Origin of the sequence: Schleiferilactobacillus harbinensis (genome assembly GCF_008694105.1) — a bacterium.
GTDB lineage: Bacteria > Bacillota > Bacilli > Lactobacillales > Lactobacillaceae > Schleiferilactobacillus > Schleiferilactobacillus harbinensis.
On the sequence record NZ_CP041364.1, the window covers coordinates 1,763,097 to 1,786,373 of the forward strand.

Here is a 23,277-nt window from a genome sequence, read left to right on the forward strand (position 1 = left end):
GTAACGCTTTCTATCATTATAACAGAGTCACCAGCGAACTTGTCACTTCTCAACAGTTAATTGCCCATCGGCCAAGCGCCATACGACATCACAGAAGCCCAGCGTTTCTTCCCGGTGGGTGATCATCAGGACCATCCCAGGGTAGTAATCCCGAATGCTATTGAGAATGATCTGTTCATTGATCACATCCAGATTGCTGATTGGTTCGTCTAGAATCAGTAATGATGAGGGGTGCAGAAAGGCCCGGGCCAAGGCCAGCCGCTGCTGTTCGCCGGCAGACAGACCGCTGTCCGCATTCAAGACGGTATCCAAGCCCATGGGCAGCCGGTCAATGCGCTCGGTGAGTTTCACCTGAGCAAGGACCCGCTTGATTGCGTCCCCGGTCAGGTCCTTTGCCCCTAATTGCAGGTTTTCGCGCACTGTGGCGTGGAAAATCTGGGCCCGCTGGGGCAAATAATTGATTTCCTGCCACAGCGTCGCCGTCTGCCAATCGGCCGCATCCACGCCGTTGATGGCAATCGTCCCTTTTGGTGCCGGGTACCATTTCATCAGCAACTTGGCCAGAGTCGATTTGCCAGCGCCGCTGACGCCGACGATACCGCCAATCTGGCCTTGCCGCAGCTGCAAACTCACATCTTGCAAGACCGTCTGGGCCCGATCGGGATAAGCATAGGTCAAATGATCCACCTGCACGTCCGCAATGTTGTCCGTCAGCGCCTGAGTACCATCTGTCTGATTCGGTTCCGGTGTATCCAACAGAACAAACACCCGCTTGGTGGCCCCCAGTCCTTTACTCAAGCTGTCTGGCAAATTAGCCAACGCCAGGAGGGGCCGAAAAGCAAAGGGAAACGCCAAAAGAAGCGGCAAGACCGCCAGCGAAAAGTGCGTGCGGACACCCAGCCAAGCAGCCAGCGCCAGCCAGGTGCCAATGATGATCAGCCAGGCCAATTGACCCTTTTAGCCGTTCAAAACACCCACCGCTTGCTGAGCCGGACCTTCCTGTTGATACTGGGCATCCACGGCAGCCATTTTCTGACCGGCGGCGTGCAGTTGGAGCAAGGCATCCCGACCGCGCACCGCCTCCAGCATCTGCTGTTGGGTCTCGCCCTGTACTTGGGCCAAGCGGGCATTGGCGGTACGCAGCCGGCGGTACCGGTATAACGGCAAAACACCGCCGACCAGTGTACTGGCTGCCAACACCAGCAGCCCAGCCACCAGATCGTACCAGGCGTATGTCACAGCCAGTACCAGCGTGAAGGTCGCACCGATGGCAATCGGCACAATGGTATGGGCATAGAATACTTCCATCGCCTCAATATCATCACCCACGGCTTTCAGCAGATCCCCGGAGCGCTGATTATCCAGTCCCGCCGGGGCCAGGCGCTGCACCTTGGCGTACACGACGTTGCGCAGATCGGCCAGGGCCTTGAACGCCACATAATGCCCCGCGTATTGCTCGGCAAAGGCACCGATCGCCGCGATGAAGATGCCGCCGATCAGCCACCAGAGCAGCGGGCAGACACTTTGGCTGCCGCTGATGAACAGGCGCCCGGCCTGCCAAGCCACGAAGACCTGACCAAGCTCAGCAATCAGCCCAGCAAACCAGCTGAAGATCAAAACGGGCACGAGATAGCCCACGTACGTTAACATGCGTCGAATCATCCCGCCGCCTCCAATTCCTTTTGCGTATCTAATAACCGGCGGAAGGCAGCGTTGTCCACAGCTAATACCCGTTTCGTCCCGCTGGTGATCTGACCGTCCGCCAGGAAGTAAATCACATCCAGCTGATCGATCGCCCGCCATTCATGGGTGATACACAGCACAATGGCCCGCTGGCTCAACTGCTTGATCGCGGCCATAATGATTTGGGCATTCATTGCATCAATATTGGCCGTCACTTCATCGAAAATATAAATGTCTTTATGCATTAATAAGAGCCGGGCAAAGGCAATCTGCTGACGCTGCCCCGGTGACAGAAAACGACCGTCTTCACCGATTTGCGTTTGCAGGCCCGCCGGCAAGTCTGCCGCGAATTGGCATAGCCCGAGCTTTGCTACCTGGGCCCACCAATCCGGCTGGTCAGCCGCACCCAATGCAATATTTTCAGCAATCGTCCCCGAAAACAAATACGGCCGATCATCCAAATAGCCCACATGGTTCAGCCAATCCGCCCGGGAAAAAGCAGCGGCATTGCGCCGGTCAAAAGTGACTTTGCCCTGGACGAGGGCTAACTGACCGCGCAGGACCTGAGCAAACGTACTCTTGCCAGTGCCGTTTTCACCCACCAGCCCGTACAGCTGACCAGGCTGCAGCGTCAGCGACACACCGGACCAGAGGCGCGGACCGTCAGCATAGTCAAACGCGGCATTATGGAAATGAACTGTCTTGATGGTCCCCCGGAAGGTGCCGCGGGTCTCATCCCCGGGAGTCTCCTGACCAGCCGCGATGATTCGAAAAATATTGGCTAAAGCCGGCCGGGTACTCATGACAATATGGAAGAAATACCCCAGCTGCCGCTCGGCCACCAGCAGTTGCGCCAACAGCAGCCACAGCACGCCGGCTTGGACTAAGGTCAAGCGGCCGGCCTGCAACGGTCCCCACAGGACAAACGCGCCCGCGCCCATGCCGGCGAAAACGAGCCCGTTCAGAATGAACAGGGATTGCAGCTGATACTTCAGCAGCGCCATGGTCTTCCCGCGGAAAAACTCCGCATCCTTAGCGAAACGCTCCCGGTACCGTTTGGCCGCGCCGTACATCACCAGCGTACTCATGCCGCCCAAATCATCCAGAAAGCGGCTGCCCAGCTGGACAAAGCTTTGCAAATATTGGCGATTAATGTTGGGGCTGATCTTTTGCAGCAGCATCATCCCCACGCCCATCAACAGGAAACAGACGATGGGCAGCAGCGGCAAATTGGTTGTGGGTGTAATCACACACTCTTTCAATCGGAGCGCTGCATTTTCACTGCGGCCGACAAACAGCGACGTTTCTGTGATATTAGCAATCTGAACGTTGTCGAATGTCAATGATTGGAGGGCGGGGCCATCTTGCAGAGCCGTTGGTTCGCCCTGCAGGTAGGTCACCAAGTGAGACACGTGGTCAATGCTGGCGTTACGGATGGTCACATCGGCCGCCGTGGTGGTGACAGGATCCACTTGCATGGCGAAATACATGAACACATTAAGGGTGTCGAAGTTGTGATCCAGGAGATGGGGGAATTTCCCTGGTCCCCGGAATGTACAGTGGTCGAAGACGATCCCCGTACCGCCGACCCGCAGGCTGTTACAGGCAGTATTCAGATACGTATCGCGCACCGTCAGGTCCTGAATATCGTAACCGGCGAGACAGTCGTCCCCGGTCTCGATACGGCACCCCGCGATGGTCACATGGCGAGCATGATGCAGATCAAAGCCGTCGTGGCCGCCCAGAACGGTCACATCATTAATTACGACATCCTGACAGGCAGGCAGTACATTGGCCCAGTTCGCGGAATTGACCAAGGTATAACCTTGCAAGCGGACGCCTTGGACTCGGGCCAGCACGATGCCCATCGGCCCGCGAAAGTGTTCTTCGCCGTTAGGGTCCCGCACACTGCTGCCGTCAATCAAACTGCCGGGATCGCCGGTAATGGCTACGTCCACGGCATCATAGGCGCAGAGCAGCGCCTGAAAATAATACGGGGGCAGATGCCAGTCCCGGATATACCGTGGATCGCTCAAATAGCGAATATCCGTCGTTTCGCCAAAATTGGTGTACTCTGCCAAGTCGCTGCTGCCCTGCACCACCGCCCCGCTTTGCAAGTGCAAGGTGATATGGCTATACAAACGCAAACTGCCCGTGGTAAACCGGCCGGCGGGAACCACCACCGTCCCGCCGCCGGCTGTCCGGCAGGCGTCGATGGCGGCTTGAATCGGCTTAGTTTGGACAGTGTCTGCGCCGGCTTCAGCGCCGTAATCCGTGATGATGAATTGGGTGTCGCTCATTGTCATTAGTCCTTTCTGAACCGATACGTGCGAATCTCAGCCGGCCGCAAGGGGTCAGCCGGTTTGGCCGGCAGCGGATGTTCCAAGAAATCAACAACGTCGGTCGGGAGCGCGCCGCGATAGCTGATCGCCACGGTCTGGGGCACATCCGTCAGGTTGTACCCCCGTACCAGCAGATCACCGCTGGCCGGACTGACGTGCAGGGCGGTCACGGCAAAGGCGGGATTATCCACGGTCAGATACGTGTTAGCATTCGGCAAAGTGCCCGTTTGCTCGGCGGGCAGCTGAACTGTCGTCAGGTCGATCTGCCCGGCCCGGGCCAATTGCCAGGTCGCCTGGATATCAGCGGCCGAAGCGGTGTGCGTCTGGAAAGTTAAATCGGCATGAAACGGCCCCTGACATTGGGCATCGGGTGTCGGGAAGTAGCCCCAATCCCCCATTTCCCCAACGCAGCGCAGCAAGGTCACCGCAATGGTCCCCGTCTTTTGCTCGATCTGGTATTCGTTGAGGCCAAAGTTACCGACTGTCACCCCAACCTGATCGTCGCTGAGATCCACAAACGCCTGCTGGTGCTGGGGATCTTCCGGATTGCGCCAGGCTTTGCCCGGCGTGTTCGGGCGGGTCACTGCTTCAAAGATCGACTCTGCCTGATGATGATCGCTTTGAATCCCCGTCACGAAGCGGGCTTGAATCCGGTGGTCGCGCATCTGGTTGTCACCGGTCAAATGAATCTGCAGCTGCCGGCTCTCGCCGGCTAAGGTCAGGACCACGTGCAGCACCAGCTCGGCGGTCTCGCCGCCGCGGACGGCATGACGCTGGGTAATATCGGTCACGCTCTGCTGTTCCATGGCCAATTGGGCATCGGCCGCTACCGGAATGGTCAGGGTCTGGTCATAGGTTAGCGTCTGGACCCCATTGCGGTTGGTCCGGACAATATTCCGGGCGGGACCGGCCGGGATGGGCTGGTCGTTTTCCGCTGCTTTATAAATATATTCATTACCAATATCCCCGGTATCCGTGAAGACCAGTTTGGTCCCATTCATCGTCACTGTGCCGTCAGCGGCCAAGGCCACGGTCAGCGCCTCGTTGTGCAAGGTGGTCCCGTGATCCTCAGTCACCATATCCTGGCCGGCTTCGCCAGTCGTCAGCGCGTAGCCTTGCCAGCTGAACGCCGGCACGGTCACCGGCAGGGTCACGGAGATGTACAGGCCCATGTAAGGCACCCGGAAGGCGCGGTCCGGCAAGTCGTAATTGAAGCGGACAACCGTGTCAGAAATGTGCGCCGGCACGACTTGGCCGGACGCATCAATGACCTGCAAGGCCGGCAGATTTTGCCGGATTTCTTCTAGTTTACGATACTGCTGTTGCGGACTGCCGGCGCTAAAGGGCGCCCGGGCCCACTCCACTGTGACCGTGGCCGCGGCCGTCTTGGCTGCCCCGGCGGTGTTGATCACTAAGAAAGGCTTGCTGGCGGCGGGGAAATCTTGGGTATCGATCTGCCCAGCCAGCTTGGTCAGCGCCGTTTTCGTCAGCCATGTGCCCACTTCCTGGGCGCGGGCGTAGCGGTCCAGCATTCCCTTGTGCACCGGGTCCACGGAACAGCCGCAGATGCTGTCGTGGGGATCGTTTTGCAGTAAGGTCTGCCAGGCATAGGTCAAGCGGTCCTGCATGCTGTCTTCAGTCAAACCGCTGAGCGCCATCAAGGGTTCCGCATGGTTTTCCAGCAACCGTTCGGTCGTTGTATTCTGCTGTTTCAAATACACTCGGCTGGATGCTGTATTGGCCAGGGTATACCAGCCGCTGGTTGCTTGGGAAGTGAGCTCCCCTTTAACCGTGGTCAGATCGGCGGGTAAATCGGCCTTCAGGGCCGCAATGTAGTTAGCAAAATTTGAATGGATGAACTCATAATCCGGGAACAACTCCCGGGCCACGGCCAGGGCCTGACTCAAGTTCTTTTGCACCGGCTGATGGTCGACGCCATTCATGAACAGCAGGTCAGGCGTAGCGGCATACCGTTCGGCCGCCGCCAGATGCTCAGTCCAATAGTGCTTGGCCGCCACCGGATCCGCCGGGATTTCGTTCCCATTGCTGTACCAATTAGCAAAGAGAATGCCCAGCACTTTGGACGCATCTGGACTTTGCCAATACATTTCGGAATACGTGGAGTCATAATCCCCCAAGGGACCAGTAGTATTGTTGAACCCGGTCGGCGTCACGCCTCGGCCAAAGGCAACCGTATCTAGGCCGGCCAAGCGGGACATCTGGGGCACCTGACCGGCATTGCCAAAGGTATCCGGATAATAGCCCAACGGCACCGGCTGGCCCCATTTGTCAGAGAAGCGCCGGCCGAGGATGGCATTGCGGGCGTTGGCTTCGGCGCTGATCAAGAAGTCGTCCTGCAAAATGTAGAACGGCCCGATCCGCAACTTGCCCGCGTCGATCCAGTGCTGCAGTTCTGCCCGCTTCTCCGGCCGTACGGCTAAATAGTCGTCCAGAATGATCGTTTGGCCGTCCAGATGGAAGCTGTTGAAATCCGGATCGTTTTCAAACAAGTCAAACAGATCATCGATCAGCTGTACCAGCCGCATGTGGTGGTCTTCATAAGCCATATACCACTCGCGATCCCAGTGACTGTGGGAAATAACAAATACCTTTTTCTTCGCCATGATTTTTCTCCTTTACTGCCGCACACGCAGGTCAACGTAGTCCATGACCAGCTCACAGAACATCATATTGGCCCAGGAGAACCACTCCCGGGTGTATTGGGTGGGATCGTTCACTTGGAAGGATTCATGCATCATGCCGGTACCGCCGGTGGTTCGCGTCAACAGATCCAAGTACGCGGCCTTCTCCGTCCGATCCGCCGTGGTCAACCCTTCCATGGCCAGGGCGATCGGCCAAATATAGTGCGGCGGCGTGTGGGGCGACCCCAAGCCGCCGCCGACCCGGCCCTTATAATAGTAAGGATTCTCCGGACTGAGGATCGTCCGGCGGGTGTCCTGATAAACGGTATCGCTGGCCTCGACATAGCCAAGATACGGTGCGGACAGCAGATTGGGTACATTGCCGTCATCCATCACCAAGGCGTTGCCCAAACCGTCTACTTCGTAAGCGTAAATCGTCTCACCGGCGGCGTTCTTCACCGTGCCGTACTGATCAATGCCGTCTTGAATCTCTTGGGCTAATTGCAGAAAATCAGCGGCACTGGCGGTGTCTTTCAGTACGTCGGTGTAAATGTCGGCCAGCTGGCGCAGCACGACGACGGCAAACATGTTCGCCGGCACCAAGTACCCATAAACACACGCATCATCACTGGGTCGGAAACCGCTCCAGGACATGCCGGTATAGCCCACCGGTCGGCCGACGCCGTCGATCAGCGTATCCTCCGGCCGGTCTTCCGTCCGTTCAAAGCGGTAGGGTGACGTCTCGTGATGCTGTTCGGTACGGATCACATGGATCATTTTCTTGATCGCCGCTTGGAATTGGGCATCGAAATGATCCGTCCGCCCGGTGTTGCGCCACAACAGATAGGCCAGTTGCACCGGATAGCAGAGAGAATCCAGCTCATACTTCCGCTCCCAGATCCAGGGCGTCATCGTCGTCGCATCGCTCTGGTGGCCGGCATAATTGGCTTTCAGGTTGAAGGCATTGGCATACGGATCGTGATCCATATTGAAGAAAAGCCGCTGCACCACCCGGCTGATGATATCGGCCATCCCAGTATCGGTCTGGGCCAACACAAGATACGGCCGAATCTGAGCGGTGGTGTCCCGCTGCCACATGGCAGGAATATCGCCGGTGAGCACGAAGATCCGGTCCGGGCCATCGGGTTTCATCGCATTAGCTAAGGTGTCGGTGAAGGTCCGGGCAAAAATGTCGGCCCAATCGGCGTGGCTGCGGCCGCAAAGGGTCCGGACTTGGTCCACAAACCCCTGCACAGCGGGGGTAACGTATGAGGTCATAGTGTAATCGCTCCTTGGTATATTTTTATACCGAAAGTATATCATGTTGTTTAAAAGAAATCGCTCCCATTATGGCTATTTGCTCAAATAAGTGGTATCTTTTGCGTATACCAAGTGCAGAAAGGACGGTCTATGACAGCCAAATACCAAGTAATATACCAAGCCCTGCGCCGATCCATTCTCTCTGGCCGATTGGCGCCCAATACCCCGCTGCCCAGTGAAAACGCCCTGGCCATCAAATATGGCGTGAGCCGTATCACCTCGAAACGGGCGCTGAATGAACTGGCCGCCGCGGATCTGATCTACCGGGTGCAAGGAGTCGGCAGTTTCGTCAAGGGCCACCGCACTAGTAACGGCTCGCGCCGTATTCTGCTGGTGATCCCTTTCGCTGACAGTCACGGCATCGGCAATTACGAACAGGGCATCAGCGACACCCTGGCCGATACAGATTGGGAACTGTTGAGTATGCCCAATCAGCAATTCGCCGCGCTGCCGATCAAGCAGATTCAGCAGGAATATGCCGGGGTGCTCTACTATCCCACCACCCTCAGTGCCGATACCGCGCGGCTCATTACGCTTTACTTAGCCAAGATCCCCATCGTGCTGCTGGATAAAACCATTCCTGGCGTCGCGATTCCCAGTGTGACGGCGGATAACGAGGCCGGCGGGCAGTTGGCCGTCCAGCATCTGCTCAAGCTGGGCCACCGGCGTATTGCCTTTCTCGCCCGGACCAACTTCTGGGACACCTTCACCGGTACGGTCAGCGCCCGCTTCTTCGGCTATCTCAATGGCTACCGGGATGATCCGCCAGCCGCCAGTGATCCGCTGGCCTGGGCCCAGGCCCTGACCACCCGCGCCCTGCCCAGTGAACGGGCGGCTTTCCTGCGCCAAGAAAAAATCAGCGCCGTCGTGGTGGAAAATGATTTAGAAGCCCTGCGCTTCATGCAGCAACTCAAACAATTGGGCTGGTCGCTGCCCGCTGATCTGAGCGTGGTCGGCTTCGATGACTTGCCGGCGGCCCGCTTGCAGGAACCGGCCCTGACCACGATCCGCCAGGATTTTGTCCAGATTGGAACCGAAGCTGTGAACACCCTGCTGGCTCAAATGAACGATCCGGCGGCCCGCCTGCCGGAACATAAACGCGTCCCGGTCACGCTGGTGACCCGGGCATCCACTGTACCATTCAACTAAAGGAGTGATTCCATGTTACGCATTGATACCCGCCAAGGCACCGCCAGCCATCCTGACTTTTCCCACGGCAACACCCTGCCGCTGACCGGGGTGCCCTGGGGGATGCACTATCTCACGGTCCAGACCAACGGGGACCGGGGCGCCTGGTTCTTCGACCCGGCCAGCCGCCAATTCGAAGGGATCCGGCTGACCCACCAGCCTAGTCCGTGGATCGGTGATTTCCAGCACTGTCTGTTCCGGGCCACGACCAATAAAGCGGCCGGCACGTACCAGCCGGACCGGGCCACTTTCTCCCCGGCGGTCATCGATATTTACGATGAACCGCACCAAATGCGCACCCAGGCCACGGCGACCGCCCGGGGCGGGGCACTGCGGTACACCTCGGCGGCTCGGGAGTTCACCTTCCAGATCCAGGCCCCGGATCGTTGGACGATCGTCCACCAGGATAATCGCGGGGTGGTCCTGCAGCTGCAAAACCAGACCGCCAGCGCCGATCCCGATTTCAGCATGTACCTGGCGGTCAGCTGCGACACCCCGTGGCACGCCGAAGATACGCCCCTGGCCTACACCATTTCCAACAGCCAGCCGGTGGTCATTCATTTCACAGCGTCCTTCATTAGTGCCGAGTACGCCCAGCGGGCCCTGGCGGAACTGGAACGGCAGCCCTTCGCCAAGCTGGTGGCAGCGAATACCGCGGAGTGGGAGAAGAAAATGGCCCTGTTCACGGTCCAGGATCATCACGCGGACCGGGTACAAACTTTCTACACCAGCTGGTACCGGTCCCTGCTGTTCCCCATGCGTTTCTATGAATACGACGCGGCCGGCGGGCCGGTGCATTACAGTACCACGGAACGGCGGGCCTTGCCGGGCCGGTTGTACACCAATACCGGGTTCTGGGATACTTACAAGACCACTTTCCCCCTGCTCGCCCTGGTGCAGCCGACCCAGTATGGGTATTTCTTGGAAGGCTTCTTGAATAGTGCCAAAGAAACCGGCTACCTGCCCAAGTGGCTTTCCCCCGATGAACGGGCGATGATGCCGGGCACGATGGCCGATGCGGTGGTCGCAGACGCCGTGGACAAAGATATTCGGCCGGATCTGTGGCCCGATTTATTAACTGCAATGGTCCATGGGGCCGAGACCCCCAGCGACGATCCCCATTATGGCCGACCTAATTTGAAAGATTATCAAACCTTGGGCTATGTGCCAGCAGATATTCCCGAAAGCGTCAACCAGACTTTGGATTACGCCTATTCGGACGCCCTGATCGGCGTGGTGGCGACAAAATTGCAGCGGCCGGACATTGCCGAGGATTACGCCCCCCGGGGCCAGAACTATCGGCATTTGTTCGACCCGAAATTTGGGCTGATGCACCCCAAGTCGCGCACCGGGACATTCTTAAACAGCTTCAATCCCTACACGTGGGGCCAGGGATTCACTGAAGGCAGTGCATGGCAAAACAGCTTCGCCGTCTATCAGGATATCCCTGGACTGATCGACCTGGCCGGCGGGCCGCAGGCCTTCCTCCATACTCTGCACACCCTAGCTAACGCCGCACCGCGCTATAATGTGGGCAGCTACCACGGGGTGATCCACGAAATGGCCGAAATGAGTGCCATTGATTTCGGCCAGATCGCCATTTCCAACCAGCCCAGCTTCCATATTCCCTATCTCTTTGCCCTGGCCGGCGAGCCGGCCAGTACAGAGCTGCTGGTCAAGCAGTTGCTGCTGCATGCGTTCAATGCCGGACCGGCGGGCTTCCCCGGAGACGAAGATAATGGCTCCATGAGCAGCTGGTATATCTGGTCGGCGCTGGGCTTGTATCCGCTGCGGCCGGGCTTTGGTGATTACGTCTTCGGTATTCCGCTGTTTGACGAGGTGACCATTCAGCTGCCGACTGGACCGCTGACGCTGACGACCCAGCGGAATCAGGACTACCGTCTCTTCGTTGATGCGCGCCAGCGGGATGACCGCGCAGTGACCGGCCCGACGATCACGCACCGAGATTTGCTGGCAACTTGGCAATTGACCACGACCCTGGGGCTGCTGCCCAAGGGGTAAGAAAATACCCGCATTCTGGCCGGGGGTACACTCCCTTCAGGGTGGACAGACCAAATAATCAAAGGTCTGTTCTCCCAGAAGGGAGTTTTTTTATGCGGCGGAAGGGAATCCGTTACTCTTTGGAAGACAAGATTGAGTTCGTTAATCGAGTACTGTCTGGCCAGTCACTCATGGATGTTCAGCGATCCGGAGGGCCGCGCAAGGAAGCATTGAGTCAATGGGTACAGAAGTATAAACAATGGGGAGCAGCCGGACTCGTCCCTAAGGAACGAGCACCGCGACGCCAACAGCGTAAGCGCACGACGTATTCCAGCGAGCTCAAGTTTCAGATTGTTCAGGAATACCTAGCGGGTGGGACGTCCTACTATAAGCTGTGTGCTAAGTACGACATCTCCAATCCAGCAGTCGTTTACCAATGGGTTTCTCTGTATAATAGTGGTCAACTACTACAGACCACTAGAGGGAGTGCACTCATGACCAAGGGCAGGAAAACGACTTACGTTGAGAGAATTGAAATTGCACAGTGGACCATTGCACATGACATGGACTACCAAGGGGCCATTAAGCACTTTGGTGTTTCGTATGGCCAAGTTTATTCATGGGTAAAGAAGTTCCGCGAGAGCGGCGAGGAGGGTCTCACTGATCGTCGCGGCCAGCGTAAGCCTGAAAGTATCCTTGATGAGAATGAACGTTTAAAACTCGAGAACAAGGAGAGCAAGGCTCGGATTGATTATCTGGAGACGAAAATCGCACTATTAAAAAAATTGCAGGATGTAGAGAGAAGGAGTGCCGGCAACGACACCGACAGCACCAATATATTGCCATTCACGAACTCACCCAAGAAGTAAACCAGGTCACCAAGCGATACCACTCGGTATCGGTGTGTTGCCAAATATTCGATATTCCACGCTCTGCTTACTACAAGTGGTTGCGCCGGAAACCGACGAAGCAAGACATCGTAAACGACGAGCTGGTCCGTCTTATCAAGGAACAGGAAGCGGACAACCATTATATTTATGGCGTGCGCCGATTAACGATGATTATCAATCGGGAAACGCAACATCACGTGAACCCTAAACGGGTCCGGCGATTGATGCGGGATAACGGTATCCAGTGTTCGATTCGTCAGAAGAAGCATGATCGAGTAGCGGAGAAGAAAGAATTCATTCTTGGCAATAAATTGCTTAACCAAGACGGCAGTCATGCCTTTCATCCTACCCGGCCAAACGAGGTTTGGGTCACGGACTGCAGCGAGTTGACGTACGGTTTCAATTCAGAGTGCCGCTTGCGTCTGAGCGCGATCAAGGACCTCTACGACCATAGTATCGTAGCCTGGGAGGTTGAACCGACTGAGACTGCCACGCTGGTCACCGACACGTTCAGGGCGGCAGTAGAAGCCGAAGAAGTACTGCCTAAGCTTCTGCACAGTGATCAGGGCTCCAGTTACACTTCCCGGCTTTACAACACGGAATTAGCCGGGTCCGGCGTCATTCATAGCATGTCACGGCCAGGAACGCCTGGCGACAACGGCCCGATGGAGAGTCTCTGGAGTCATGCGAAGGCTGAGTATTTTGCCTTCTTCCACGCCAACACATACGAAGAAATGATGCGGCTCATTGAAGAATACGCGTTGTGGTACAACTGCAATCGGCGCCAAGAAACACTCGATGGCATGACCCCCGTGGAATACCGGAATCATGCCGTTAAGACAGCGGCTTGATCGTGTATTGAGGGACGCATAAGGAGGAGAACCATGATTCGAGAAGGACAATTTTACCAGGCCTGGGACCAAATTACTGGTTTTGATATTTATCGTGATGAACCGCGAGAAGAGATTATTTTCGACGCGGGTGATGTTTTCCAGGTCTACGATCATTCACTTCTTTACGACGAAGAAAGCGATTCGATTGTCGACCTTGTATTTGTTGTAACGCCGACCCGCACAAGGTTCCAAATCTACACAGAAAATGTGATAGCCAAGGCCAAGCGCATCTCTATGGGAACGTATGAGATGGCACTAAATCGGTATCCAACTATTCCAGAAGGACCATTTGATTAGGAAAGTTCTTGGATCAAAAATGGCAGCCCCTGCGGACTGCCAAAATCAGTAACTAATTCGCCCCTAATTGGGGAACAACACGAGAACGACCTTTTAATATTTGAGCTGTCCACTTGACGGGGCACCGCCCCCGGTGCCGGATTGCGGGTGTTTTTCTGTTTAAGTGAGTAAGTTGCCGCCTAAATAACGCAGCGTCAGGAATTGGCGGTACTGAGTAAAGACCAATCGGACCGCTTGCACGGTCATTTCAGGCATACGCGCAATGCGCTGATAACCAACCGTGCCAATCGTGGCGACAGGCTCCCAAGCCGTCGTGCCAGGCCGCTGGACGGCTGCTTGGACTGTTTCGATATGCTGACCGCGGCTGATTTCTTCTTGCAGAACCAGGGCATTCAACGTTACGGGGTGCGGCAGCACCACTGTCACGGTGGGCGCGGAATCATCTGCTGCCGGCTGCCAGTATTCCGATTGAGTACCGCGGGTGATTAATGAGCCGGTCGGTATCTCTTGCTGCACTGATGAGAAAGTCACCTGCCCGCCAGCCAGCAGATTTTTCTGTTGAAAAGCATTTATTTTATGACCCAAAGCGGCCAGCACTGCGCCATCCGGATCAGCCAATTGACCACTGGGCATAGGCGGCAGGTTCAATAACAACGTCGCGTTGCCGCCAACGGCCTGCTGGTAAAGAGCAAACAGCGCATCCGCCGATTTCACCGCCGTGTCCTGGTCGGCATGATAGAACCACCCCGGCCGAATGGACGTATTGACCTCCGCCGGATACCACACCAGCGGACCGGTATAGTCAGCTAAAGCCTGGCGGCTGCCCAGGTCGTCATCCGCCGACGTATACGTCTGGGCAAAGGCCGCATCGTCGGCTTTCTGCGACCGGTCCGCTGTCTTTTCGGTATCCCGCAGCCCCGCCGGCACCACACTCCATTCATTGGTCCGGGTATGACCTGATTCGTTGCCCACCCAGCGAACATCAGGACCAGACACGGCAATCACGGCCTCCGGCTGATAGCGGCGCACCGTTTCATAGATCCGCGTCCAATCGTAGTGCTGTTTCTTACCGTTTGGTCCTTCGCCATTGGCCCCATCCAGCCAGACTTCAAAGATCGGCCCGTACTGCGTCAACAATTCAGTGAGCTGGTTAATGTAGAAATCGTTATAGGGTGTGCCAGTCCCATAAGTGGGCTCGGCCCGGTCCCAGGGCGACAAATAAATGCCGAATTTCAACCCAAACTCCCGACAAGCCTGGGCCGTCTCCGCCACCACATCCCCCTGACCATCCCGCCAGGTCGACTGGGCCACGGTGTGGTCCGTATAGCGGCTGGGCCACAGGCAAAAGCCGTCATGGTGTTTGCAGGTCAGGATCAACCCGGTCATCCCCGCGCGTCGTGCGGTATCCGCCCACTGGCGCGAATCCAGGTGCGTCGGGTTAAATAATGCCGGCGACTCTTGCCCTGTCCCCCATTCCTGGTCGGTGAACGTATTCATGCCAAAGTGGATGAAGCCATAGAATTCCTGCCGCTGCCACGCCAGCTGCCGCGGAGCGGGGACGATCCCTGCTGCGTAATCAATGTCCATTCGTGCGCCTCCTCATTAATCATGCTGAGTATAGCAAAAAAGAAAGCGCTGTACTAACTGAGCAGAAAAAAAGAGACCTCAGTCGTACGAGGCTGCACAATTCGCCGCAAACAGCGTTGGCATACGCAAAAAACAAGACACTACTAACGCAACGAGAATATCCCATCAACGACACTACGTGAGGGCAATGCCCATTATTAATCAGTCAAGTAATGTTCAAACACCTGCTGATACAAATCACAGAATTGCAGGTACATCTTCTTCGGCACAGATTCATTCACCTGATGCGGCGTGTTATTCCCCGGGCCAAAAATAATGAACGGAAAGTCCTGCGGCTTGCCCGCTAGCAGATTGGACGCGTCCGTAACCGGGGCAATGCCGCCGCGTTTCAATTCTTTACCGCTGGCCTGCTTGCCCAATTCCGCCGCCAGGTCGGCAAGCTTTGAATCGCCCTGCACTGCGCGGGAGGGTTGAGACATATACACGTCCATATCAATCTGGGCGCCATCTTCCTTTTGAATGGCTACCAACCGCTTCAACTCTTTCGTAACTTCAGCGTTGTTGGACTCAGGAATCGTCCGGATATTCATCTCCGCGGTGGCTTTATCCGGAATCGAGTTCACCTGCTGGCCACCATGGATAATGGTGGTATTAAACGTCAGCGGCCCCAGCAGCTCGTTGGTCTGCTGGTTCATCTCTCGGAAAAGATGGTTGCCGTCTTGCAGCAGTTGCAACAATGGGTCAATGGCGTTAAACCCTTGCTCCGGCATAGAACTATGCGCCGCCCGACCATGGGATGTGAAGCGGATATCCATGGAACCCTTGTGGGCGTGAGCGACGAACCAGCCGGAAGGTTCGCCGATCAGCAAGGCATCAACATCCTTCATATAACCAGCATCTAAGAAATGCTTCGACCCCAGCTCACCGACTTCTTCGCCCATGGTCGCCATCAGGCGAATCGTGCCCTTTTCTGGTTTGCCCTGGGCGGCCAATTCGATCATTGCAATGACCATCGCGGCGAGACCGCCCTTCATGTCCGTGGCGCCGCGGCCAAAGAGCTTGCCTTGGCGTTCAGTCAATGTGAATGGATCGCTGTCCCAATCGGTTTTGGTCCCTGGATCAACGACATCCATGTGTCCGGAAATTGCCAGCACCGGCTGGCCGTGGCCAATTTCTGCCACTAGATTTGCCCGATCGCCGGTCACGGGCAGGACCTTGCTTTCGATCTGGTGGCTGGCCAGCAGCTGCTGCAAGTAGTTGGCCACTTGCAGCTCGTGGTCATTCACCGACGGAATGGTCACCAAGTCCTTCAAGATTTGAATCCGTTCATCTTCGTTAATGATAGACATAAAGAATCGCCCTCCCACTTACCATTGTAATGGTTTAGGCGGCTATTAGGCGGGTTTTACGTTAATTCGGCCCATCTTTTATCGTCTAACAGTTTCGTAAGGTCCAAGTCATCTTGATTGCGTTTACATTCCTTGGCGTCCACACTTGAGGCAGAAAGAGGGGTGTTTGGGATGAACACGAAAAAGGGTTTTGTCGCAGCTTTTAAGGACTTTTGGTTCCGCGCTGGCGACTTCCGGGGGAGCAGTACCCGGGGACAGTATTGGTGGATTTTTCTGATCAATTTTCTGCTTGGATTGGTCTTTGTAGTTGCCTTAATTGGTGGTGCGTTGTCTTCTTTCATGGCGATTGGTCCGAATAGTAATGTCAATCCTTTCCATCTATTCGGTAACGTTGCCGGGGTCACCTTTATCCTTCTCTTATTCTGGTTCCTCTATCAGGGATTGCCCAGCTTGTCGTTGGTCATTCGCCGGTATCGGGATGCTGGGGTCACCCCTTGGGTATTGCTGCTGACTGAGCTGGCGCCGGGCATCATCCTCGCAATTGCAGGCCGAAACACAACCGGACAAGTGATCGCCGGACTCTTGCGGCTGGCCGATTTAGTCATTACCCTGCTGCCTACCCGGCATCCGGTCCCGGCCTGGACTACACGGCCGAATGAGGATAGCCGGACAGTGAGCATGGTCGAGGCGATTCCAGACTTCTTCCGCCGGGGCGGTGTCTTCAGCGGCCGGTCAAGCCGGTCTCAATATTGGTGGATCACGCTATGGGGCGTGATTATTGGTATTGCGATCACGGTCATTTCCGTTCCATTCACTGTAATTTCCGTTGTCAGCAGTCTGAATTCTGCATCCGGTGTGCCAGACCTCACCAGTTTTTTCATGTACCTTGGCGTATTGCTGGGCTTGACCTCCCTGATTTACCTGCCGAATCTCACATTGACCGTACGCCGCTTCCGGGACGCCGGTGTTAATCCCTGGTGGTATGGGGTGCTGTTCATCATGCAGCTTGGTGCCAGTGCATTCATTGCCGGCAGTAAACAATTCAATTGGGGCTTCATTATTGTCGGCATTCTCAGCATTGTCCTCCTTGTGATTACTGTATTGCCCACAAAGCAGTCGGCCTAATCAATAGATTACTTGCTCCATTGCAAAGGTTTTGGCAGCCTTGCGGGAAATTTAACAGCTGATTCGGCTAGTCTTCTACTTCCTAATCGTTTTAGTACAGGTCGTTTGGGCTATTGGCGTCCACGGTTTAGCAGAAAGACGGGTGTTTTACAATGAACACGCAAAAGGGTTTTGTCGCAGCTTTTAAGGATTTTTGGTTCCGCGCTGGCGACTTCCGGGGGAGCAGTACCCGGGGGCAGTATTGGTGGATTTTTCTGATTGATTTGCTGTTGGGAGTGGTTCTCGGTATTGCTGTCGGCGTATTGACCGTAGCGACACTGGCCGGGGTGGGTTCGTCAGGGACCCGCTCTCCCCTGCAATTCATGGGCTCCGCCGCTGGCATACCGTTTATTGTGGCCCTTGGTATATTTCTATTTCAAGGATTACCCATGCTCACCCTCAGCATTCGCCGCTACCAGGATGCCGGGGTGACCCCTTGGCTGTTACTGCTGACCTGGTTGGCACCGGCCTTGATCACTAGTTTGAGCGGCCGCAACGTGGCGGCGCTCATTATTGCCAGCATTCTTTATCTGATTGGTTTTATCATCATTCCGCTGCTGCCAACTCGTCACCCAGAGCCGCAGTGGTCGACTCGTCCCAATGAAGACGGTCAAAAAGCGAGCATGCTGAGTGCGATCCCCGATTTCTTCCGCCGCGGCGGTGTCTTCAGTGGCCGCTCCAGTCGCTCTCAATATTGGTGGATCATCTTGTGGTCCGTCATTATTGGACTGGGAGGATTTATTCTGATGATGATCGGTTCGATCTTCTTTCTTGTCCTCGGCTCCCATCCTGGCCGGATGGATGTTGACCTGTCTGGTTATTATGCATTTCGCAGTATCTTCGTCTGGTTAGCATCATTGGTTTATTTACCCAGTTTAACTTTAGTCATTCGCCGCTTTCGGGACGCTGGGATCAATCCTTGGTGGTATGGGGTACTCACGTTGTTGCAGGTAGTCGTTTCCGTCGGGCTGATTCTCAGCAAACAATACGCGGCCTCTTGGATTGCCACAGCTGTTATTCTTGTCATTGAAGTCATCATCACTGCGCTGCCGACGAAACAGACGGCCCATATATGAGCTCTGCCTTACAGTCTTGTAAGACCTCACCTGTTTCCATTGCATCACACTTGTTTGGCGCTCACAATTTGTCAGTGAAAGGCAGGTGGTGGCGATGAACTCCCAAAAAAGCTTTGTCGGCGCATTTAAAGATTTCTGGTTCCGAGCCGGAGACTTCCGCGGGAGCAGTACGCGGGGACAATATTGGTGGATCGTTTTATTAAACTTCTTGATTGCCCTCGTCACTGTCGGCGCAATTTGGTTAGCTATCTACATTTTTAGTTTCGGCACTCATGAAATTGGTCCGGGTCTGCCCGTGCAACTCTTTGGCGGCACCGTCGGCGTCATTGTGGTCGGATTGGTGGCTTGGTTCTTCTATCAAGGGCTGCCCAATTTGAGCTTAACCATTCGCCGGTACCGAGATGCAGGGGTCAGCCCTTGGCTGTTGCTGGTAACGTGGTTGGGCCCCATCGTAATTTTGGCTATTGCGGGCAATAACCCAATTGCTTGGATCATCATGTTAGTCCTCGGTCTCATTGATTTCGTAGTCAAATTGCTGCCGACCCGTCATCCCGTGCCGCTCTGGTCGACCCGACCGAATGAGCCGAGCCGCAAAGTTGGTATGGGCGGTGCGTTGGCGGATTTCTTCCGGCGGGCCGGCATCTTCAGCGGCCGCTCCAGCCGGTCTCAATATTGGTGGGTATGCTTGCTGTCGATTCTCATCAGTATCGTGATCATGGTGGTGACCATGGCCATTGTGCCGATGATCATTTTTCTGGGCGTGCAAGGAGCTTCCGGTGCAGTCGGTGATGTGCCGAATCTCACCCGTTATTTTCTAGTTTTGGGCCTCTTGATCGGCATCGGGTCCCTCATTACCCTGCCCGAGCTCACCCTATTGCTTCGCCGATTCCGGGATGCCGGGGTGAGTCCTTGGTGGTACGGCGCGTTATGGGTGATGAATGTGATCGTCACCTTAATCATCGCCAGTGACAAGGCTATCGTTTTTGCTTGGGTCGTGCGGATCGTCCTTTGGCTGGTGGAAGTTGTGATTACCGTTTTGCCAACGAAGAAATCTGGTCGGGACGTGTAACTTCTATTCAACGGGTCCTAGGAAAGCCGCAACTCGCTGGATGCAATTTTTAAAAGGGGTGTCTTCGAGATGAACACACAGGTAGGCTTTGTTCACGCATTTAAAGACTTCTGGTTCCGTGCCGGCGACTTCCGCGGCAGCAGTACGCGAGGCCAGTATTGGTGGATTTTCTTAATGAATACGCTGGTTGCTGTCATCGGGGTCGGCATCCTGCTAGTCAGCGGTGTGGCCGCGACGTTCTTGGCCTGGGGCCAGAATGATAATCAACCGTTGGAATACGTTTTTGGCGGTTTTCTGGGAATTGTCGTCGTCCTCATCCTCGAATGGTTCCTATTCCAAGGGTTGCCGAGTTGGGCGCTGCTCATTCGCCGGTATCGGGATGCCGGTGTCAATCCATGGCTGCTGTTGATCACCCGCGTCGTGCCCATCTTCTTGACTGGCTTGGCTATTTCCACGACAGCGGTGCAAATCACGATTGGCATCTTGTATCTCGCCGACCTTGTGATTAAAGTATTGCCCACCCGTCACCCAGTTCCGCTGTGGTCCACCCGGCCTAATGAGGACGGCCGCCGGGTCGGTATGGTCGGTGCCATCCCTGAATTCTTCCGCCGGGCAGGCGTCTTCAGCGGCCGGTCCAGCCGGTCCGAGTACTGGTGGATCGTCTTATGGGGGGGTATTATTGCCGTCATCTCACTGATTGTTGCGGTTCCGTTGATCTTATTTTCAACATATGCCGTAACGACCACACTTTTGGACCCGGGTACTGGTGCTTTCCGCGTGTTGTGGTCGACAATCGGCGTCGTATTCGCTGTGAGTTCCTTATTCACGTTACCGCAATTCACTTTGCTCCTGCGTCGTTTCCGGGATGCTGGGGTGAGCCCGTGGTGGTATGGGGTCTTATGGGGCGCTCAGTTGATTACAGCGATGATTGCTGCCAACTCGCACACCATTGCGATTGCGTGGATTATTTACTTCATTCTATGGCTGATTACACTCATTATCACGGTTCTGCCTTCGAAGAATCCAATTGATAACCACTGATCACTACTGTTAAATGTGCGGCCGTCGGGTATCGATGGTCGTTTTTTTGTTCAACAGGCTATGGTGATTCCTTATCGTGGAACCTGCGACTCGTTTATTGTAAACCGTGAGAGTATCAGCACCACCTGTAAAGGAGCACAGACTATGGCGATGGAAGACATTGACAAACGGTTGCCCCTCCTGACAGAAAAGCAGATTATTGACACATTTACCGATGATGAACTGTGTAAACTTGGTGAGGGTATGGGCTACATTTTCCCCAGAAATGTAAAGTTCCCCGAAGAAACCAACCAGTCCAAGCATCAAGCTAAAGAACAATAACAGCCTTGCGCACAAGAATTGAGGAATGACCATGGCCATGAAAGACATCGACAAGCGAATGCCGATCCTCACCGAACAAAATATTCTCAACGCCTTCACCGACGAAGAGCTGCGTGAAATTGGCGAAGAAATGGGCTATATCTTCCCCAAGAATGTTAAGTTCCACGAAAACAGCAACCAGTCTAAATAGCTCAGTACAAAGGAGTGTTCGTTTCCATGTCAAAAGAACGTGCTGATCGTCTGCTGCCCGTAACTACGGAAGAGGAAATTCTCGCTCATTTCACTGATGAGGAACTCCGCCAAGTTGGTCTCGCCATGGGCTACAGCATTCCCCAAGGCACAAAATTCCACAATCAATCGGTGGATAAAGACAACTGAGCAGCAGAAGCCAAAAAGGACCAGCAAACCGGAGGATAATGCCGATTTGCTGGTCCTTTTAAATCACTTTCGCCATGATCGTATTACCGATCCTGACACCGTCCCGTTCCACAATGTTCGCCCGCACTGCCTGGTAGCCCCGCGCCTTGAAAAACGCCAACGCCGTGTGCGACGCGGCCACCGTGATCCGGTGCACACCGCGAACGCGGGCATGCTGTTCCAACACATCGACCAAATGACTGGCAATTCCTTGGCCTTGATGCGTCGGCGCCACGTAGACCCGATCCAGATACCCCGCTTGGGTCATGTTGGCGAACCCGACGATGCGGCCGGCACTGACGGCCACCAGCGTGTCGTCCTGAAACAGCGGTGCGCACCACGCCACCGGGTCGATGCCAGTCTCCGGTGCCCAAGCAGCTAATTGTTCCGGCGGGTAATCCCGCCGGGCCACTTGATGCACGCTGGCGATGAACACCGCCACGATGGCGGCTTCATCACCATGCTGAATGGAACGCCACTGAATCATGTCTGATCCTCCTCTTGAAATGGCAGCCAATCAAACACGAGCGCCAGATAGATGGTCAAAATCAATAGATCCGCACTGCCGCCCAAACTCAAATTGCGGTCAATGAACGTGGCGTTCAAATCGGTGAGAAACTGCCTGCCGGCCACGGTTTGAGCACCGCCCAGCTGGAAATAAGCGGCAGTTTGGTCATGAACCCAGGGAATAATATCCGCCGTGCCGGCCCGTTTGATCACATTACTGTCCCGGGTATGGGCGACGATTACCATGAAGGTGTCCAGCAACCGGGTATTCCGATCACCGGCTGCTTGCGTCCGCAAAAACGGCAGCGCCCATTCGGTTACCGCGGGAAAGCCGGCCTCGGCTTCGCCACGGATACCGGTGAAGCCGTATTTCAGATATTCCCGTTCCCCAGCCGTTAATTCTGTTGGGGATTTTTCCTGCACGCCAGCGAAATCATTAGCCGTTAAACCGGCCAGCATTGCCTGAACGGCGCGGATGATGCGGTTCACTGTCAGGACCGCATCTTGCTGCATCGTCCAGGCAGTTGCCGCCACCAGCACACCGAGGGAAAAAATTGCGCCTTTATGCGTATTGATTCCCGCCGTCGCCGCAAACATCGTCTTCTCTGCCTGGACCCCCACTGGCCGAATAGCGTGAAATAATCCGCGCAAATCGGTCTCCGGGTATGCGGCGCCAATTTTTGCGACTTGTTCAAAATATGGCCGCAGAGCAGTCGCACTGTCCACAAATGTGAAGACATCCATATCCCGATGGGCCCCCGCACTCACCGGATCGACCAACCCCGGTTTCGGGTTCACCAGCACTTCATAGATCAACGCCCGTTCCGCCAGCAGCGGCAACTCACTTACCTGCATGGGCCATATCCTGATTAAAGTAGGTAAAATAACGGCGGCTGATCTCCGCTTGCAATTCAGCGACACTGTGCCGGCGGGACCGGGCGCACTCCTTGGCCGGCCGGCCGCAGATCAGGCAGCGGCGGGCCGGATAACCCAAATCCTGGCGGGATAACGGTTTTTCTTTCGTGGCCAAGGTGAGCGCATCCACATCAAAAAGGCGGCCCAGGGCATACTGGTCTTCAAACTGAATCGCCCGTTGTTTCGCCGCATTGACCGGCAACTCAACGACCCAGAAAGCCTCCGGACCGGTGGGCTTATGCCACTCCGGCTGGACCGTCACCGTACCCGTCGGAAACAGGGCGTGCAGTTGCCGAACACCTGCTGCAAACAGCTGCTCCAAATGATCATTATTCTTGATCGGCCCCGGAATATTCAGCTTAGTGGCCAAAATCGTACTGTCCGGATAGTCCGCCATGAGCTTATCCTGATACGCCACCCGGGCATCCTTATTGGCCAGCACTGCCATAATATCCTCGTCTGCCCCCTGATCGAAAATCGTCTCTGCCATGAAGTCACCCTTTCTGCGCTATTAATTATATACAATACGGGACTGGAACAAAAAGTCTAGCTTCTCGCCGCACCGAGTGTCAAGT

The 23,277-nt window shown here is 55.5% G+C and carries 22 protein-coding genes; 12 read left to right on the plus strand and 10 right to left on the minus strand.

Going from position 1 to position 23,277, the window contains the following annotated elements; all coding sequences use genetic code 11:
• Window positions 1-42: 42 nt before the first annotated feature.
• The 5 genes from FMM01_RS08935 to FMM01_RS08955 are packed head-to-tail and all read right to left on the minus strand — an operon-like array spanning window position 43 to window position 7,945.
• Complete coding sequence (locus tag FMM01_RS08935; protein ID WP_150392271.1) at window positions 43-948, minus strand: ATP-binding cassette domain-containing protein; 906 nt, start codon at window positions 946-948, stop codon at window positions 43-45.
• A gap of 9 nt (window positions 949-957) precedes the next feature.
• The gene (locus FMM01_RS08940; protein WP_190973313.1) at window positions 958-1,662 is read right to left on the minus strand and encodes an ABC transporter transmembrane domain-containing protein; all 705 of its coding nucleotides are present in this window, start codon (window positions 1,660-1,662) and stop codon (window positions 958-960) included.
• The gene (locus FMM01_RS08945; protein WP_190973314.1) at window positions 1,659-3,983 is read right to left on the minus strand and encodes an ATP-binding cassette domain-containing protein; all 2,325 of its coding nucleotides are present in this window, start codon (window positions 3,981-3,983) and stop codon (window positions 1,659-1,661) included. Before FMM01_RS08945 ends, FMM01_RS08940 begins: the two co-directional genes overlap by 4 nt.
• Window positions 3,984-3,988: 5 nt before the next feature.
• A complete protein-coding gene (locus FMM01_RS08950) occupies window positions 3,989-6,649 on the minus strand; it encodes an alpha-mannosidase (protein WP_150392274.1) in 2,661 nt (886 codons plus the stop codon).
• Between the two features lie 12 nt (window positions 6,650-6,661).
• The gene (locus FMM01_RS08955; protein ID WP_027828000.1) at window positions 6,662-7,945 is read right to left on the minus strand and encodes a glycoside hydrolase family 125 protein; all 1,284 of its coding nucleotides are present in this window, start codon (window positions 7,943-7,945) and stop codon (window positions 6,662-6,664) included.
• 132 nt (window positions 7,946-8,077) lie between these two features.
• Between FMM01_RS08955 and FMM01_RS08960 the strand changes: the two genes are divergently transcribed.
• The 5 genes from FMM01_RS08960 (at window position 8,078) to FMM01_RS08980 (ending at window position 13,256) form a co-directional block, all read left to right on the plus strand.
• Window positions 8,078-9,136 (plus strand): GntR family transcriptional regulator, encoded by a 1,059-nt coding sequence (locus FMM01_RS08960; protein WP_146995065.1) that lies wholly within the window; start codon window positions 8,078-8,080, stop codon window positions 9,134-9,136.
• A 12-nt stretch (window positions 9,137-9,148) separates the two neighbouring features.
• Window positions 9,149-11,197: a GH92 family glycosyl hydrolase gene (locus FMM01_RS08965; protein WP_150392275.1), complete on the plus strand. Its 2,049-nt coding sequence runs from the start codon at window positions 9,149-9,151 to the stop codon at window positions 11,195-11,197.
• Window positions 11,198-11,289: 92 nt separating this feature from the next.
• Window positions 11,290-12,045 (plus strand): helix-turn-helix domain-containing protein, encoded by a 756-nt coding sequence (locus FMM01_RS08970; protein ID WP_150391623.1) that lies wholly within the window; start codon window positions 11,290-11,292, stop codon window positions 12,043-12,045.
• Window positions 12,046-12,077: 32 nt separating this feature from the next.
• Complete coding sequence (locus FMM01_RS08975) at window positions 12,078-12,917, plus strand: IS3 family transposase (protein WP_063516983.1); 840 nt, start codon at window positions 12,078-12,080, stop codon at window positions 12,915-12,917.
• Window positions 12,918-12,950: 33 nt separating this feature from the next.
• Entirely contained in the window at window positions 12,951-13,256 is a 306-nt protein-coding gene (locus FMM01_RS08980) for a hypothetical protein (protein WP_056990078.1), read from the plus strand.
• 159 nt (window positions 13,257-13,415) lie between these two features.
• On the opposite strand, the gene FMM01_RS08985 is transcribed toward FMM01_RS08980, so the two are convergent.
• Together FMM01_RS08985 and FMM01_RS08990 are read right to left on the minus strand one after the other, a co-directional pair.
• Window positions 13,416-14,843, minus strand: coding sequence for an alpha-L-fucosidase (locus FMM01_RS08985; protein WP_150392276.1), 1,428 nt, complete (start codon window positions 14,841-14,843; stop codon window positions 13,416-13,418).
• A gap of 197 nt (window positions 14,844-15,040) precedes the next feature.
• The gene (locus FMM01_RS08990) at window positions 15,041-16,192 is read right to left on the minus strand and encodes an ArgE/DapE family deacylase (protein WP_150392277.1); all 1,152 of its coding nucleotides are present in this window, start codon (window positions 16,190-16,192) and stop codon (window positions 15,041-15,043) included.
• A 171-nt stretch (window positions 16,193-16,363) separates the two neighbouring features.
• Between FMM01_RS08990 and FMM01_RS08995 the strand changes: the two genes are divergently transcribed.
• From FMM01_RS08995 to FMM01_RS16250, 7 genes are all read left to right on the plus strand, one after another.
• Window positions 16,364-17,317: a DUF805 domain-containing protein gene (locus FMM01_RS08995; protein ID WP_150392278.1), complete on the plus strand. Its 954-nt coding sequence runs from the start codon at window positions 16,364-16,366 to the stop codon at window positions 17,315-17,317.
• Window positions 17,318-17,469: 152 nt separating this feature from the next.
• Entirely contained in the window at window positions 17,470-18,432 is a 963-nt protein-coding gene (locus tag FMM01_RS09000; protein WP_150392279.1) for a DUF805 domain-containing protein, read from the plus strand.
• Window positions 18,433-18,526: 94 nt separating this feature from the next.
• A complete protein-coding gene (locus FMM01_RS09005) occupies window positions 18,527-19,501 on the plus strand; it encodes a DUF805 domain-containing protein (RefSeq protein ID WP_150392280.1) in 975 nt (324 codons plus the stop codon).
• Between the two features lie 69 nt (window positions 19,502-19,570).
• Window positions 19,571-20,542, plus strand: a complete 972-nt coding sequence (locus FMM01_RS09010) for a DUF805 domain-containing protein (RefSeq protein ID WP_150392281.1) — start codon at window positions 19,571-19,573, stop codon at window positions 20,540-20,542.
• Window positions 20,543-20,686: 144 nt separating this feature from the next.
• Window positions 20,687-20,863: a hypothetical protein gene (locus FMM01_RS16240; protein WP_190973315.1), complete on the plus strand. Its 177-nt coding sequence runs from the start codon at window positions 20,687-20,689 to the stop codon at window positions 20,861-20,863.
• Between the two features lie 31 nt (window positions 20,864-20,894).
• Window positions 20,895-21,053: a hypothetical protein gene (locus FMM01_RS16245; protein ID WP_190973316.1), complete on the plus strand. Its 159-nt coding sequence runs from the start codon at window positions 20,895-20,897 to the stop codon at window positions 21,051-21,053.
• A gap of 26 nt (window positions 21,054-21,079) precedes the next feature.
• Window positions 21,080-21,241 (plus strand): hypothetical protein, encoded by a 162-nt coding sequence (locus FMM01_RS16250; protein ID WP_190973317.1) that lies wholly within the window; start codon window positions 21,080-21,082, stop codon window positions 21,239-21,241.
• A gap of 58 nt (window positions 21,242-21,299) precedes the next feature.
• Here the strand turns inward: FMM01_RS16250 and FMM01_RS09015 are convergent, their stop codons facing one another.
• From FMM01_RS09015 to citX, 3 genes are read right to left on the minus strand one after another with little or no spacing between them, the layout of a single operon-like run.
• Window positions 21,300-21,767, minus strand: coding sequence for a GNAT family N-acetyltransferase (locus tag FMM01_RS09015; protein WP_150392282.1), 468 nt, complete (start codon window positions 21,765-21,767; stop codon window positions 21,300-21,302).
• Entirely contained in the window at window positions 21,764-22,642 is an 879-nt protein-coding gene (citG, locus tag FMM01_RS09020; protein WP_150392283.1) for a triphosphoribosyl-dephospho-CoA synthase CitG, read from the minus strand. The genes FMM01_RS09015 and citG overlap by 4 nt, the downstream gene beginning before the upstream one ends.
• Complete coding sequence (citX, locus tag FMM01_RS09025) at window positions 22,629-23,192, minus strand: citrate lyase holo-[acyl-carrier protein] synthase (protein ID WP_150392284.1); 564 nt, start codon at window positions 23,190-23,192, stop codon at window positions 22,629-22,631. The genes citG and citX overlap by 14 nt, the downstream gene beginning before the upstream one ends.
• Window positions 23,193-23,277: the final 85 nt, after the last annotated feature.